Raw genomic sequence first — 15,127 nt, forward strand, 5'->3', positions numbered from 1 at the left:
ATGGAAGAAAAAAAGAAAAAATCAATCGGGTTTAATATTATCAAAAGTGATCCGACAGACGGACACGGCGGTTTCGGTGTAGGGGCACTCAGCCTCGATAACATTTCCCCTGTATTCGTCGATGTAGAGGAAAAAGAAGCGTTCGTTGACATCGGTGCCATGCACGCCCGCAGCACCGTTGAAAAAGGAATTAAATTTCTGCCGAATAAAGAAGAAGTTCCAAACGGCAAACCATACTGGCTTGTGTGGGTGACGATTGACAGAAGAGAAGAGGGGCCTTATTACGCAGGGGTGACAGCTTGTGAACTGACGGTCGACAGAAGCATCAGAAGAGGCTACAAATCGCTGCCTGAGCATGTGAATCTAATGGATAAATCAATGAAACGGAAAATTATCATTGATAAAATGGATGACAGCTCGAAGCGTGTGCTCGGCGAGTTTCTGAAAAATCATGATCAGGGCCTATGGGACCGGTCCTCAGATGAATTAAAAACAGGCCTGCTTCCGGAAGTCAATTAATTTGTGAACTTTCTGTGAACTTTTAGAAAATTTGAACTATTTTTCGTAAACATTGAGTAAACTGGTGATACAGAAATAGGACATGGAAAATCCCGAGCCGAAACAAGACTCGGGGTTTTTCATTTTCAAGTGTAAGATGATGTACGAAACCATTCGAGTCGGTGACTGGGAGATTAAAGCCGACGTCGAAGAAATGAGAAATCACCACTTTATCCTCGAAGGATTCCGAAACTGATTGTTCAGCTCGATTGCGTAACATTGCTTCCATCGATTATGAAGGAACCATACGAATAACCCGCCTCCGAGGAGACGGGTTATTTTCAATGATTTCGCCCCAGCCATTTGTCCCACCACTTTTTCGGTGAAGCAGGCTTCTCTTTGACTGGATGCAGGTCTTTTGTTTGTTTTGCAGGTTCTGCCCCATAGCATACGTTTGATGGCTCAGTGCCTTTCACAAAATACGTGTAGTGCTTGGCTGTGCAGCCGGGACCGGACGTGTAGCCCGTTGCCGGATCAATGTACACGCCGGTTACGCCTTTTGGCGGTTTGAATGCAGTTTCCGGTTCTCCTTTGAGCGCATTCTCCATGAAGTCAGCCCAAATCGTTTTGGCATAGCTCTTTTCTTCGACCGAGTCGATGGTGCTGTTTTTGTCATAGCCCGTCCAAACACCTGCAGCCAGCTTTGGATTGAAGCCGATCATCCAGCTGTCTGCGCTTGTGGTTCCTGATTTTCCCGCATACGTTCTTGTCAGGCGGTTGGCGATCGTCCGTCCGGTTACCGACGTATAGCCGTTTAAATCCGTATCAAACATGCCTGTCATCATACTCGCCGTGACAAAAGCGGCTTTTTCATCGAGCACTTGTTTATGCTGATTAGGGCTTTCATACAGCACATGTCCCGCTGCGTCCGTGACCCTCGAAATAAAGGTCGGTTCGATTTGCTTCCCGCCATTTGCGAGCATGGCATAGGCATTGACCATCTCAATTGGGCGCACGGGTTCGGTGCCGAGCGCCAGGGACGGCAGTGCTTGAAGCTGCGCAGTGATACCGAATTCCTTTGCCGCCTGTACGAGCTTGTTCATGCCAAGAAAGAGATGTGTTTTCACAGCGTAAATGTTGTCGGAAAGCGCCAGCGCCTGCAGAAGCGTAATCGGCTTGTTGGCGTAGTATCCGTTATAGTTGCTTGGAGAATAGGTTTCTCCCTTTGCATCAATTTGAAACTCGGTTTCTTCGCTTTTCATCAAGGTGACTGGTGTAAATCCGCTCTGGATCGCTTTATAGTACAGTAACGGCTTGATCGTCGAAGCAGGCTGGCGCTTCGCCTGTGTCGTCCGGTCAAACGGGCTTTTTTGATAATCCCTGCCGCCGACAAGAGCGAGAACGTTTCCTGTGCGGGGATCAATAGCTGAAAATCCGACTTGAATGTCAGAGCCGGCGTTAACCGTTTCGGTAATGGTCTCCTCGGCGATGCGCTGCATCCGTTTATCTACTGTCGTATAGACGTTTAACCCGCTTGTTTCAATTTGCTCCCGCGTCAGGCCGAGCTTTTTCTCCAGCTCTCTCATCGCATTGTCATAGAAATAAGGGGCCTTTCTCTTGGAAACTTGTTTATTCAAAGGCTGATAGGAAAGAGGTTCTTTCATCAGCTCATCCGCTTTCCTATGGCTGATCATCCGCTGCTTTTCCATCATCCGCACAATCGTTTTCTGGCGCTCCTTGGCCTTTGTTTCATTGACATACGGCGAATAGCCGGAAGGGCCTTTTGGGATACCCGCCAAAAGCGCCGCCTCCGCATCTGTCAGGTTTTTCGCATGCTTGCCGAAATACAGGCGGGAAGCGGCTTCAATGCCGTAAGCGCCGTGGCCGTAGTAAATCGTATTTAAATAGCCTTCTAATATCTCGTCCTTAGAATAGTTTTGTTCCAGGCGGATCGTGTAGAACGCTTCATTCCATTTTCGTTTCCACGTTTTATCGTGTTCAAGGTATAAGTTTCTCGCATATTGCTGGGTGATGGTGCTTGCGCCCTGAACCTTGGCAAATGCTTTCAGGTCAGCAAGCGCCGCACCGGCCATGCGTTTATAATCAAAGCCGTGATGATCGTAGAAATTCTGGTCTTCAACCGCCACTGTCGCTTTTACAATCGTCGGATTCATGTCCTTTAAGGGGACCCAATAGCGCTTTTCACCGTAATTCGTTTCCCCGAGCTTTGAGCCGTCACTCGCATACAAAATCGTGGATTGCGGCACTTGCACGGAGGGAGCGCCCTGGTATTTGGCTATCAAAATGACAGTCATAAACACAGCAGCTGCCGCTAAGGCCGCCAAAGCCCCTAAAAAGATAAAGGCGCGAACGGTTTTCAGCGTCAGTCTCAGCCGTTTATTTGTCATTGCATCCACAACGGGTTCCCCCTTTTTTTATGTTTCTACTATTATGTGAAAAAAAGATCATTTTTAAACATCGCAGAACAGGACGTATCTTTACTTTTTCCCCGCCATCCTCTATACTTTTTCCTTAGGTGAAAATGAGATTTCAACCGAGAATAAAAGCTGATAAGACGCTTACAATAAATAAATACAGCCTTGAAAGGGAGATGACAATTGAGCGAACTTTGGTACACAGAAAAGCAGACGAAAAACTTTGGCATTACAATGAAGGTTAACAAAACGTTACATACAGAACAAACGGAGTTTCAGCATTTAGAAATGGTGGAAACAGAAGAGTTCGGCAACATGCTGTTTTTGGACGGCATGGTGATGACATCTGAAAAAGACGAATTCGTTTATCACGAAATGGTGGCGCATGTCCCATTATTTACGCATCCTAATCCGGAGCACGTTCTTGTAGTCGGCGGCGGTGACGGCGGCGTCATCAGAGAAATCCTGAAGCATCCGAGCGTGAAAAAAGCGACACTAGTTGATATTGACGGCAAGGTCATCGAATACTCTAAAAAGTTCCTTCCTTCTATCGCAGGAAAACTGGATGATCCGCGCGTTGACGTGCAGGTGGATGACGGATTTATGCACATTGCGAAATCTGAAAATCAATATGACGTGATCATGGTAGATTCAACTGAACCTGTCGGACCAGCTGTAAATCTGTTTACAAAAGGATTCTACGCGGGAATCGCGAAGGCGCTGAAAGAAGACGGTATTTTCGTCGCTCAGACGGACAACCCATGGTTTACACCGGAATTAATCACAAATGTACAGCGAGACGTGAAGGAAATCTTCCCGATTACGAAGCTGTATACGGCAAACATTCCGACATACCCAAGCGGTTTGTGGACATTTACGATCGGTTCGAAAAAATATGATCCGCTTGCAGTAGAAGATAGCCGTTTCTTTGAAATTGATACGAAATATTACACAAAAGATATTCATAAAGCGGCCTTTGTTCTGCCGAAATTTGTGAGTGACCTGATTAAATAATGTTGGTATGGCGCAGGAGCGAATCTTGCGCTTTTTTACAGGAAAGCGAGGGTATTATAGATGAGATTTGATGAAGCTTATTCAGGAAAAGTATTTATTGCGAGCCGTCCCGAGTGGGAGGAGGCGGACGCCATCCTTTACGGCATGCCGATGGACTGGACGGTCAGCTATCGCCCGGGCTCACGCTTTGGCCCAAGCAGAATCCGCGAGGTGTCAATCGGCCTTGAAGAGTACAGCCCGTATTTAGACCGTGATCTGGCCGATCTGAACTTCTTTGACGCCGGCGACATTCCGCTGCCATTCGGAAATCCGCAGCGAAGCCTTGATATGATTGAGGAATATGTGGACAGCATTTTAGAAAAAGGGAAGTTCCCAATGGGCATGGGCGGGGAGCACCTCGTGTCATGGCCTGTCATTAAAGCAATGCACAAGAAATACCCAGACCTTGCGATTATCCATTTTGATGCACATACAGATCTTCGCGTTGACTATGAGGGAGAACCGCTTTCTCACTCCACGCCGATCCGCAAAGCGGCAGAATTGATCGGACCGCAAAATGTGTATTCATTCGGAATCCGTTCCGGCATGAAAGAAGAGTTTGAATGGGCGAAGGAAAACGGCATGCACATCTCAAAATTTGAAGTGCTTGAACCGCTGAAAGAAGTGCTTCCGAAGCTTGCGGGCCGTCCGGTATATGTCACAATCGACATTGACGTATTAGACCCTGCACACGCACCGGGAACGGGCACCGTTGACGCCGGGGGCATCACGTCTAAAGAACTGCTTGCGTCCGTTCATGAAATCGCGCGTTCAGAAGTAAACGTGAAGGGCGCTGATTTAGTGGAAGTCGCACCGGTGTATGACCACTCAGAACAAACGGCAAACACAGCCAGCAAAATCATCCGTGAAATGCTGCTTGGGTTTGTGAAATAAGAAAACATCCAGACCTTGTCTGGATGTTTTTTTATTTCCAGCCTTTACAAACATCAACCCACTCTTTTGAGAAAGAAAATTCGGATCTTCTAACGTTAATTAAATAGCGGAGTCTCTGCTGCCGCATGCCGGAAAAACAGTTTCAAACGGTTTCAGCGATACATCAAAATAAACCTCCAGGTCATGAGCCAATCCAAACGGGCAACCCCCTCCAATTTCAGGGCCTGTCTGCTCAAGTACCTCATCAGGAGAGAACATTCTTGCTTTAAAGCCAAATGTTTGCCGGACAGCTTCTTGGCGATCCTTGCCGGCCTTACACCGATGGTTTCAGCCACCTGTTCAACTGTTGCGCTCCATGACATCCTGTTCCCGATTCCACTGTTTAAAGTTGGTTTTCACACTTTCCAGAGACATAGTACCTTGCCATCCTCTCCCATGATGTGTTGAAAAATCTTAGCATGGATTGGAAGACTGGGCAAAGAGGGGTCAAAAAAACCGCCGATGGACAGCGGTTTTTTATTTATATCATGGCTCGTTCAGCAATCTCAATATCGTGTATAAACATGGGTGTTACCCCACTCCAAAACAATACAGCAGCACTTACTGTCAAACAACCGATTAGTAACTTATACTTCAATTTCATACAAATTCACTCCTCCTTGAATGTGCTGTCTGATATCTTCAACCTTCAAAAAATAAGCGGAGGCTTTCTTAAAATCCTCTAACTTATAGTAGTATTTGGCTGCATCAAGGGCTAAATCCTCCATATCAGCGTACATCATTTTACTTTCAAGGAAAAGAAAACATTTATTAATTTGTTCTTCATCAGGACCAGATAAGTGTAAAGATTTTAAAAATTCAAACTTGAGGAGATAAACATTATCCTCAGCTTTTAGAGAATGGGCTAATCCCTTATTATAATATTCTTCTGCTTTTATCAGATTACCTAAATTAAAATATATTTGTGTAATCAAGAAGTATGGCTGAGGAAGGGAATTTATGATTTCTGCATTCTCAAATACAGTGATAGCTCTTACCAAGTGATCTATAGCATTTTGATAGTCTTTTTGGTTATTGTGACAAAGCGCAACATTATATAGAGTTCTTCCCATTAATTGAGGCAGCTGTTCCGCATCAGCCATCGAAAAAGCTTTTTGAAAATGAGATATCGCTTGATCATATTGTTTTAGATCCAAGAAATTTGCCCCAAACAAGGAGTGGCACTGAGTAAGCCTTATATCATATGCAGTCTGTGCTGTATAAATTTCATACGCTTGTCTAGCATAATCCATTGATACATAGGTTTGTTTCATATAATAGTAAACCTCAGACATCTTAAAGAAAAACTCTGCCTTCTCTATCCGATCCTTAACAAATATCAACTTGCTTTCGGCCTTTTTAAAAAATTTAATAGCCGACAGATATTCCCGCTGGTCTAGCTCATACATGCCCCTGAAGAAATTAAAATAATAATCAAGGACTCCAGTTAAACGAGCCTGTTTTTTATCAATCTCAAGCAGCAAATCTGACAATCTCGGCTGTTCCTCGATCCGCATTTTCTCTAGTGGTTCAAGGTACTCAAGCATCAGGTTGTGCCGGAATTCCATCAGTGAATAGTACAAATGAAGATCCTGATCTTCTTCCATTTGATCCAGCTCTTGTTTGATTTCTCTTCGCAAATACTCTGCATCGGGTATGCTGAATCGGCGTATGTACATATACCATTCGTTAATCTTTTCTCCGACGGAAGAAGAAGATATGACACCTGTCACGTTTGCAAATCCCTCCCTTCATTATTCTATATATGTCATATTTTATCATCATCATTCTTGTGAGAAGCGCAAAAAAACCGCAATCTTTTCTTTCGTTACACCGCATTGATGGGGATTTTTTAAAAAACTGCTTTTGCCCTCAGCAATTTGTACAAGCAAACACATTCACCTTCCATATTCTGTTGTATCTGCGTGAGCAGTGTATTTCTGAAAAGGAAGTGAAGGTATGAGAAAAAACAAGCTTTCCTTTAAAGAAAAAGCAGGAGCCACACAAGAAGAATGTTTATGTTTTTGTGAGGAAGAAGCTAGCCGTGAAGCAATGTTTCAAGCGCCGATTGAATTGCCTGAGGGGTTTGTTGTTGATCCGGCTGAAGCTGTTGCAAACGTCACGTGGAATGCAGACAGCCTTTCTTGTGTCAGTGAACGTTGCTTAATTGAGACGGGGCCTGAGCCTGATGAAATCGGTGTTCAATTTGCAGTACGCCTGCAGGGAACCGTTACGCTTCTCGTCAGTGTCTCACCAGTGCGAAATCAATATGGACAAGGGGACGGGGCCGTTTCTGTCATTCACAATGCAGAGATCGATCAAGTCGTCTATTATTCTGATAACCCGGATGATTGCCCGGATTTCAGTGGCATCACGATCGAGAACCTTGTTGTCGTTCCGCCGTTCTACGGCAGTCCTTTATCGGTGACGGGGACGATTGTGCTTGTACCGGAGCCGGAGCCTGTTTATGCGTTTACAGCGAATCCAAATGATCAATCAGTTTCTGTGATTGATACAAACACTCATACTGTTGTGACAACGATTGCTCTTCCGTACCGGCCGACAGGTATTGAAATAACTCCGGATAAAAGCGCTGTGTTTGTCTTGCATTTCAACAATAATGTGATTTCTGTCATCGACTATGAGACATTAACGGTGACAGCATCTATTTTGCTGGATCAGCAGCCTCAATCGATTACATTTATCCCTAATCATGAATTTGCTTATGCTTTCGCCGGCACTGTCATTTATGTGATTAGAATTGATACGTTGGCTGTCGAGAGGTCTATTCCTGTAGAAGGTTTTGATATTGCAATTGATCCCAATGGGTTATTCGCCTATGTTCTTAATTTTGGTTTAGTGCAAAAAGTGGACCTATTCACCGGCGAAGTCACAGGAACGATTGAACGAGAGCTTATCGTATCATCCATAGAAACAGATTCTACGGAGCGGTATGCGTATGTATTAGAACAAGAATTCTTATTCAATTATTTGACGGTTATTGATTTAAATACGTTTACGATCAGGGATACCCAAGAGCTTGAGCCTGACGGGCTATATGTAATGTTTACGAGTGGATCAGAGGTGTATTTACATGACAGCTTCACTGGCAATTTATATTCTGTCAGTCCGAATGGAGCAGGCGTAATTGGAAATCTTCCGCAATCAGCAACAGACTATGCGTTTACCCCGAATGGCGAATTTCTGTATGCAACTCGTTTTATAGAGCAGAGCATCATTGTTTACAACACAGATGATTATTCTGAGGAAACTGTGATATCTCTTGGGGTTTCACCGGGGGCCATTGCAATTTAATCAACATCTACAATCAGTATATTTATGCGGCACAGCCTAACAATAATACCGTGACCGTGTACCGCACGAGTGATGATACAGCTGTGACGGTGATTCCGGTTGGGGACGGTCCGTCTGTGATAGCGATATAGCTTATTTCACAGGTCGAGAGAAGTGAAGCCGTGATTAGAGAATCGTTTATAAATAAATGATCCGATCTGCTGGATGGCAGCCAGGATGACCAGAAACAGCAGTTCACTTATGGTGAAACTGAGCATCCACCCAATCCCGGCTACTGTCAGCACTCCCGCAAGAATTTTTTTGAACAGGGTACCATGCTGGAAAAGCTGCAGCAAGTATGTTCGCATGTAAAACAATAAATACAAAATCAGTAACAATGCCAGCCCCATTGAAACGGCAAGGGGCGTGTGAAGGCGGAAAGGGACGGCTTTAACGATTTCGAACATGCAGCCGAATATGATGACTTGGCATAATACAGCAGCCATCACGTATGTTTGGCGGACATTTTTATAGCTGTCACGCAGCGATTTGACGTCTTCTGCATAGCGGCTGCACAATCTGTGATGCTGGAAGTCACAGCAGCTTTGATGAGACTGTGTGAGTTTCTGAAAAGCTGCTGTCATGTTTTTCACGGATTGGATGACATAGTGAAGATAGAGAAAAGCAGGCAGCATCAGAACGGCAGCGATACAAGCCAGCAGTCCGAGCTGCAAAGCATCGTTATTAAATATCTGTACATATTGCGCTGCGGCTTCGGCGACGGCCTGAACCCAGCCGAAGGAATAAGCCGCCATACCTAAGAGCAGCAGCAACACGGTAAAGACATTGCTTTTTCTCATTGTCCGATCGCCTCTTTCTGAGAAACATGAATGACCGCTTTTTTAGAAGATGCCAATGCATCAATGAGAGACAAGAAATCTTGACTATTCATACCGTGAATGATTCGGTACATGTCGAGAAACGTGCAATCGCACCTGTCACACTCGGCCGCCCATTCGAAGCATTTACGAACATAATCGCTGTCATAAATGATCGCGTCCGTCAAAGAATCCTTGCCGTATTGGAGCCAGGCCTCAATCTGTTGTTTTTGCTGTGTGACATAGTAGGAAGCGACATCAATATAAGCCGAAGAATGCGCCCCTTGACTGTGAAGGATCAAAAAACCGCCATCCTCATACATGTGAGCCTCGGCTGATAAGCGATCGATTTCCAGGCGGTACGTTTGCTGAATCTCTTGAAAAAACGGTGAATCTAATTGAAATAGAATACGAGACGCGATGTCCCAATAAAGCTTTAACGTCAACAGATTGTTTTCTCCGGGAATTGCGCCGATCTGTAATCCGGTCCATGTGTCTTCCATCCGCTCCTCATTGCCAAGCACCATTTTTTGTGAGAGGGCTGGTGGAGAGGAAACGGAGATGATTTTTCTTTCTGCTTTATGATCTGGACGCTTTTCCAGCCGGAGGTGAGGAGGCAAAAGGGCTTCCGTGTCTTCTGAGCCTCCGATCAAAAACAGCGTCATCCGCTGGGGCTGATAGGCGGCATTGTAGGCTTTTTGTAAATCACAGATGTCCAGCGCCTTAATGTCCTCGATTCTGCCTGCGGGGAAGACGGCAGCAGGTGAGGCGGGAGAAAGCATGCTGATCAGCTGATAATGGTAAGAGAGCTGATGATTGAGGTGTGCTGTTTGAATTTCGCTTGTAATCACAGCTTTTTCCTGAGTGATCACCTTCTTGTCAAATGAGTGGTTCCATAACGCATCAAGCAGGATGGGGATCGTCTGTCCGAGCCGATCCGGCAATGAGGTAAACATGAAATTGGTATCGGTGTAGGTGGTGAACGCGTTTAAAAGCGCGCCATGCGCAAAAAAATCATTGTACAGATTGCGGCCATTATGCCAGAAGAGAAGATGCTCTAAAAAATGCGCTGTGCCATACGGGAGAAGCGTGTCACCTGATTCTGCCTGTAAGCGGATATCCCGGCTTCCAAAATCGATTTTCACATTGCACAGCCGCAAATGGGCGCGAGGGAACTTCAATCTGAATATTTTCAGCCCGCTGTCTGTGTATCTGATATCGGTTCGTTCATCCAGTTGTTGAAAAAAGGCTTTTTTTCCCATCTCTTCATCCCCTTACTACATGAGCTCCGATATAATTGATAGTCGCTATGAATGGTAATACATCGCGGCACGTAACCGCTGAGATGCCATCCAGCAAGTCTTCTTTCGTGCAGGAGAAGCGGCGCAGGATACCCATATAGGCTAAAAGCCCTTCGGGAGAATCGAATTGCAGCAGCATTTCATTGCGTAAAAATTGCTTTGACTGTTCTAGTTCCCGCTCATCGGCTGAAAAATGTGAGACAGCTTCCAAAACGCGCGGGGGAATCTCTTTCTCATGAAGCTGATCCGTACATATTGAAACAAGCAGCAAATTGTTCATGATGTCGTATCGGGTGATGACATGATAGACTGCCAGATCCTTTTCGCGGAAATGCTTGAATAAAGCGGAATGTCCGTACTTTCCGAGCAATCCGTCTATCAGCTGGATTTTGATATAATCGCTGGCATCTTTCAACTCCCCGCAGTCAAATCCGAGAGTCAAGACGGAAGGACCTGTTGCGCTGCGTGTCTCTGTTTCAAAAACATGCCGGTTCACGAGGAATCTTCCGGCCGTTACGTCGGACGTTTGCGATGCATGTCCCGGAATATCACATGCTTGTACATGTCCCAATATGTTCAGCTGTTTTTGTTGGGACAATAAATCAACGATGAAATCCGTTGCATTTAGAAACCGTTGTGGATGGATTGCCTGTATCCTGTCTTTTCGGCCAAACATGGCTGTGCCGTACATCGGGTTTCCGAATGCCTCCTCCGCCAAGCGGGCGGCCGAGTAGGAGAAGGGGTCAGCGAATTTCTTTTCGATTTTGAGCAGCAATTCATCCTTTGCCTTTTCAACAGCATCTACTGAAAGAGAAGAAGGGAAAGTCATGTCTGCAAATGTCTTCATCAGGGCATCAACTTGAAGATTCTTGTTAAATGACGGGTGAATCAAACGGGTTCCGCAGGTTTTTAGCTGCTGGTCAAAAAAGAGATTCGCTGAATACATAAAGCGGCTGCCGGCGGCGTAACCGAAAGCGTCAATGATTTGCTGCTTCAGGTGTGCAGCCGCGGCGTAAAAATAGATTGTTTCTTCTTCAGGCTCCGCCGCGCTTTCGATCGGCTTCAGAAAGCTCGCGGCGATTGAGATTGTTGAAAATTGATGAGTCTTCAGCAGGTTAACTTCCAAGCCGTTCTCTTTTGCTTGTATCAAAGAAACCACCATCCTGTTTTTGCAGGTAATAAACTATGATCAGCGCCGCAATTGGAATCACCGCCAAGGAGACAGCGGTGCCGGCTAATGTGGCTAAGAAAAGGGGAAGACAAAATAGATAAGACCGGTATTTTGAAAATCCGCTCCAGAGCTGCTGCTCCGTCTGCCAGCCGAAGGACGGCCTTTTTTCATCTGCGGTTAACCGGATAAACGCGCCCGCCAGCAGCAATTCCATACACTGCACAAAAGTAAGGGCTGAAATCGGGCGGCCGCTGATGAAGCCCACAATGATAGCGACAAGGAGAAATCCGCCTGCCAATAGGCCTGTATAAAAGCGATATTTCGCCCAAAACATCGTTCTTCGTTTAATTGGAAGCGTGATGAGCAGCATGCGATCGTTTTTTTCAATAGAGTACAAAAGGGCGATCGGCGAGCAAATCAGCAAAAGGGCGGAAATCACAATATAAATCACTTGCTGATTGAAGATGCCGGTGTTCATCATCTGGAACGAAAAGAATCCGCTGAACGCCGCCATCACCACATAATTTAACAGCATCGCTTTAGAAGAAATAAATCGGTTCCATTCTCTTTTGTAAAACGAAAATTCAGATCGCCGCATAAAAGAATGCATCTTGCTCTGCTGCGGAGGCCCCTGCAGAAAGACCGGAAAGTCAATGATCACTGCCCACAGCATGTGAACCGCGCATAGCGGAATCGTGACGGCCGGCATAAAAGCGGCACTGAGGCATACAAAGGCGAATACCGCCGTATGCAGCAGAAACATCGAGTTCTTCTTTTTGAGGAAATGGTTGCTTAGCATAACTCCGAATATTATCGAGTAAACGGTAAAAAACGAAAATCTGCCAAGCCAAAACAATGTTTGCACCCCTGACAGCGTTCCGTTTCCAAATAAGAACAGCGGTAAAATAAAAAAGAATAACGTTCTTCTCAAACAGGTATCGACAAACAGAACGACACTCTGGGCGAGCCAAAAGCTCCGTGAAGAAATCGGCAGCAGGCAGCTCAGCTTCATATAGGATTCCTTCCATTGAGATGTCACGGAAAGAAACACCATATATGCGTTCATCAAGAGAAGCGCGAGTATGATATATGTTTTTCCCAACACCGATTCGTCAATGCCGGCCTGGCGGATCAGCCCGATTTCAAACACGGCGAGAATCACAAGCCCTGCAGCAATGCGTATAGCGTCCTTTTTCCCTTGCCGGCTGTAAAGCTGTTTGAACAGCAAAGACATGATGGGGAATATGTTATTCATGGCCGATCACCTCAAAAAATTCCCGCCGCAGATCGGTCTCCTCTCCAATCGGAATGACCTTTTGGATCTGTTTGTTGTGAAGAATGGCCGCAAAGTCACAAAATCTCTGCACGACATCGAGCAGATGGGAAGAAAACAAAATGGTTCCGCCTTCCTCACAGTACTCCCGCATTTTCTGATAAAAGACCTCTATTGATTCCACATCCAAACCGACGAGCGGCTCATCCAAAATAAACAGGGGAGCCCGCAGCAATAACCCTGTCATCAACACAACCTTTTGCCTGTTCCCCAAGGACAGCTCCGAGATTCTCCTGTTGATGTATTTTGAAAAATGAAAGGCCTCAGCCAAACTGGCAAACTGCTGCTCTGAAAAATCCTTTTGATAAAGCAAATGGACGAAAGACACATAGTCCTTCGCCGTAATTTCTGTAAACAGCAGCGGATAATCTGCGGCGAAGTAACGGTAAGTCTTCAGTTGATCTGATGTTTTCTGCGGCATGCCGGCCTCCGCTTCAATGCCGCACAGCGTAAAGCCCCCGCTGTAATTGCGGTTCACTCCTGTAAGCGTATTGATCAGTGTTGTTTTTCCGGCACCGTTTACCCCAAGCAATCCGTAAACGGCGCCTTTTTCTAAGTGTAAGTCCACGTGCTCTAAGATAACGTTGTCCCGTTCATACCAAACGGATACATCGTGTATATCCAAAATGCTCATCGCGAGTCAGCCTTCCGCGCGCGCATCCCGAAAAGAATGGCAATGGCAATGAAAATCAGCGTAAACAGATAATCGCTTTTGACAAAATAGACGACTGCGCCGATGACAAAGATAAATGAAAGGATATACAGTAAAATTCTTCTTTGTGCTGGTGACAAATCGTTTCCCTCCTAAATAAGCTGGACCACGTCTTCTAATTGTTCATTTTTCGCCCAAGAGCAAATGTTTTTCCGGTGATATTTGTTAGAGTTCAGCCCTTTTAAGTAACAGCCTCCGCAATAGCCGCTGAACGGGCATTTGTCTTTCATGCAATGCTCGCTGAACCGCGGCGCCTGCGCTTGCCACAGTTTATGGACGAGAGGGGAGTTAAAGATGCTTTCATATGAATCATGAAAGATATTTCCCAATGAAAACTCCTTCGGAAAGAGCGCGCACGGACGTACTTCTCCGAACGGGCTGATCACAATGGACTTCCAGCCAGCGCCGCAATTTGCCGCGCGTTTTCTCTCATAAGGAATAATCGGAATCAGATCTTTAAACTCATCAATGATATTTTGCTCGTACTCCATAAATTTGCGGTGCTGCTCGGCGTCTTTTGTGGGGTGGACAATATCTCTGCCTCTTCCGAAATCATCAACCCAATTGTAAGAGAACGCCTTTGCCCCGAGATCCCGAACCTTTTGGGCCATATCGTGGATTTCCCACATGTTTTTTTCGAAAACGGACATGGCGACTCTGACAAATATACCGTGGTCACTCAACAATTTTATCGTTTTACAAGTTTGGGCAAAAGAGCCTTTTCTCCCTCTAAAGGAGTCATGGACCTCGGAATTCACACTATCGAGAGAAATGCCAACAATGATTTTTTGTTTGTAAGCTTTCAAAAGCTCCAGGCTCTCTTTTCGCATGAGTGTTCCGTTTGTTAAGACAGCGACCTTTTTGAACTTTTTGCACACATAGTCAAGAATCTCATTGGCGTTCGGGTGGACAAAAATTTCTCCGCCCGTGATTTCGCATGTCAATACACCGTTGTCAAACAGCATATCAGCCGTTTTCTTGAATTGCTCAATCGACACGGTGCCGAGCGCTTCCGGCGAGCTTTCCAAATAACAGTGGGCGCATTTCAAATTACAGCGGTGCGTCAGCTCAAAGGTGGCGTGCAGCGGCATCGGAAATTCGTTGCTTCCGCTCGTGGTGATCGCATGACGGCTGGACCGATTTTCAAGCTGGATGACCTGCTTGTTCAGGAGCATGTTGAGCATGTCGTAATACCAATCCTTATGGTCTTCCGGTGATTCATTGTACACGGCGCATTGTTCCGCTAAAATCTGTTCAGCCGTTTTTTGCCCTTCCATTCGCATGCAGAGCTCGTAAGCCGTTTTGTTAAGATCCAAATACTCAAAGTCAGAAATGGAGACATTATCGCGCAAGTAGTCGATTTCTAACACGCCGCCCTCAGGGAGCTGGTGAACTCTTACACTTTCATTAATAAATGGAAACATCTGCTCTATAAACAAAATACCATCCCCTATACATATGATTCAAATGAAAAACGATTGTGTATGTATAACCAAGAGGTAGATTTTAGTTAGAAATT

At 45.5% G+C, this 15,127-nt stretch carries 13 protein-coding genes and 2 pseudogenes; 5 read left to right on the forward strand and 10 right to left on the reverse strand.

Going from position 1 to position 15,127, the window contains the following annotated elements:
• On the forward strand, positions 1–519 hold the full coding sequence (locus AC0C66_RS10145; RefSeq protein WP_461845781.1) for a YwhD family protein: 519 nt from the start codon (positions 1–3) through the stop codon (positions 517–519).
• 320 nt (positions 520–839) lie between these two features.
• Here the strand turns inward: AC0C66_RS10145 and AC0C66_RS10150 are convergent, their stop codons facing one another.
• A complete protein-coding gene (locus tag AC0C66_RS10150; protein ID WP_072182347.1) occupies positions 840–2,915 on the reverse strand; it encodes a transglycosylase domain-containing protein in 2,076 nt (691 codons plus the stop codon).
• Positions 2,916–3,116: 201 nt separating this feature from the next.
• Between AC0C66_RS10150 and speE the strand changes: the two genes are divergently transcribed.
• Positions 3,117–3,947: a spermidine synthase gene (speE, locus tag AC0C66_RS10155; protein WP_003222027.1), complete on the forward strand. Its 831-nt coding sequence runs from the start codon at positions 3,117–3,119 to the stop codon at positions 3,945–3,947.
• A gap of 60 nt (positions 3,948–4,007) precedes the next feature.
• Complete coding sequence (speB, locus tag AC0C66_RS10160) at positions 4,008–4,880, forward strand: agmatinase (protein ID WP_014115562.1); 873 nt, start codon at positions 4,008–4,010, stop codon at positions 4,878–4,880.
• A gap of 31 nt (positions 4,881–4,911) precedes the next feature.
• On the opposite strand, the pseudogene AC0C66_RS10165 reads toward speB, so the two are convergent.
• Positions 4,912–5,294 (reverse strand): annotated as a pseudogene (locus AC0C66_RS10165) (YbaK/EbsC family protein).
• A 212-nt stretch (positions 5,295–5,506) separates the two neighbouring features.
• A complete protein-coding gene (locus AC0C66_RS10170) occupies positions 5,507–6,652 on the reverse strand; it encodes a response regulator aspartate phosphatase (protein WP_242733680.1) in 1,146 nt (381 codons plus the stop codon).
• 226 nt (positions 6,653–6,878) lie between these two features.
• On the opposite strand from AC0C66_RS10170, the gene AC0C66_RS10175 reads away from it, so the two are divergent.
• Together AC0C66_RS10175 and AC0C66_RS10180 are read left to right on the forward strand one after the other, a co-directional pair.
• A complete protein-coding gene (locus AC0C66_RS10175) occupies positions 6,879–8,234 on the forward strand; it encodes a YncE family protein (RefSeq protein WP_072565434.1) in 1,356 nt (451 codons plus the stop codon).
• A gap of 11 nt (positions 8,235–8,245) precedes the next feature.
• Positions 8,246–8,365, forward strand: a pseudogene (locus tag AC0C66_RS10180) (hypothetical protein); the annotation flags it as partial.
• Between the two features lie 6 nt (positions 8,366–8,371).
• Here the strand turns inward: AC0C66_RS10180 and AC0C66_RS10185 are convergent.
• From AC0C66_RS10185 to albA, 7 genes are read right to left on the reverse strand one after another with little or no spacing between them, the layout of a single operon-like run.
• The gene (locus AC0C66_RS10185; protein ID WP_242733684.1) at positions 8,372–9,073 is read right to left on the reverse strand and encodes a bacteriocin biosynthesis protein AlbG; all 702 of its coding nucleotides are present in this window, start codon (positions 9,071–9,073) and stop codon (positions 8,372–8,374) included.
• The gene (locus AC0C66_RS10190) at positions 9,070–10,353 is read right to left on the reverse strand and encodes a M16 family metallopeptidase (protein WP_472973559.1); all 1,284 of its coding nucleotides are present in this window, start codon (positions 10,351–10,353) and stop codon (positions 9,070–9,072) included. Before AC0C66_RS10190 ends, AC0C66_RS10185 begins: the two co-directional genes overlap by 4 nt.
• Positions 10,354–10,357: 4 nt before the next feature.
• Positions 10,358–11,518, reverse strand: coding sequence for an insulinase family protein (locus AC0C66_RS10195; RefSeq protein ID WP_461845788.1), 1,161 nt, complete (start codon positions 11,516–11,518; stop codon positions 10,358–10,360).
• Positions 11,508–12,818: an antilisterial bacteriocin subtilosin biosynthesis protein AlbD gene (gene albD / locus AC0C66_RS10200; RefSeq protein ID WP_472973560.1), complete on the reverse strand. Its 1,311-nt coding sequence runs from the start codon at positions 12,816–12,818 to the stop codon at positions 11,508–11,510. The genes AC0C66_RS10195 and albD overlap by 11 nt, the downstream gene beginning before the upstream one ends.
• Complete coding sequence (locus tag AC0C66_RS10205) at positions 12,811–13,530, reverse strand: ATP-binding cassette domain-containing protein (protein ID WP_472973561.1); 720 nt, start codon at positions 13,528–13,530, stop codon at positions 12,811–12,813. The genes albD and AC0C66_RS10205 overlap by 8 nt, the downstream gene beginning before the upstream one ends.
• On the reverse strand, positions 13,527–13,688 hold the full coding sequence (gene albB / locus AC0C66_RS10210; protein ID WP_003222006.1) for an antilisterial bacteriocin subtilosin biosynthesis protein AlbB: 162 nt from the start codon (positions 13,686–13,688) through the stop codon (positions 13,527–13,529). Before albB ends, AC0C66_RS10205 begins: the two co-directional genes overlap by 4 nt.
• A 12-nt stretch (positions 13,689–13,700) precedes the next feature.
• Positions 13,701–15,047 carry a subtilosin maturase AlbA gene (gene albA, locus AC0C66_RS10215; RefSeq protein ID WP_072182975.1) on the reverse strand — a complete coding sequence of 449 codons (1,347 nt, stop codon included), beginning with the start codon at positions 15,045–15,047 and terminating at the stop codon, positions 13,701–13,703.
• Positions 15,048–15,127: the final 80 nt, after the last annotated feature.

This window comes from Bacillus sp. VA13, assembly GCF_055710085.1.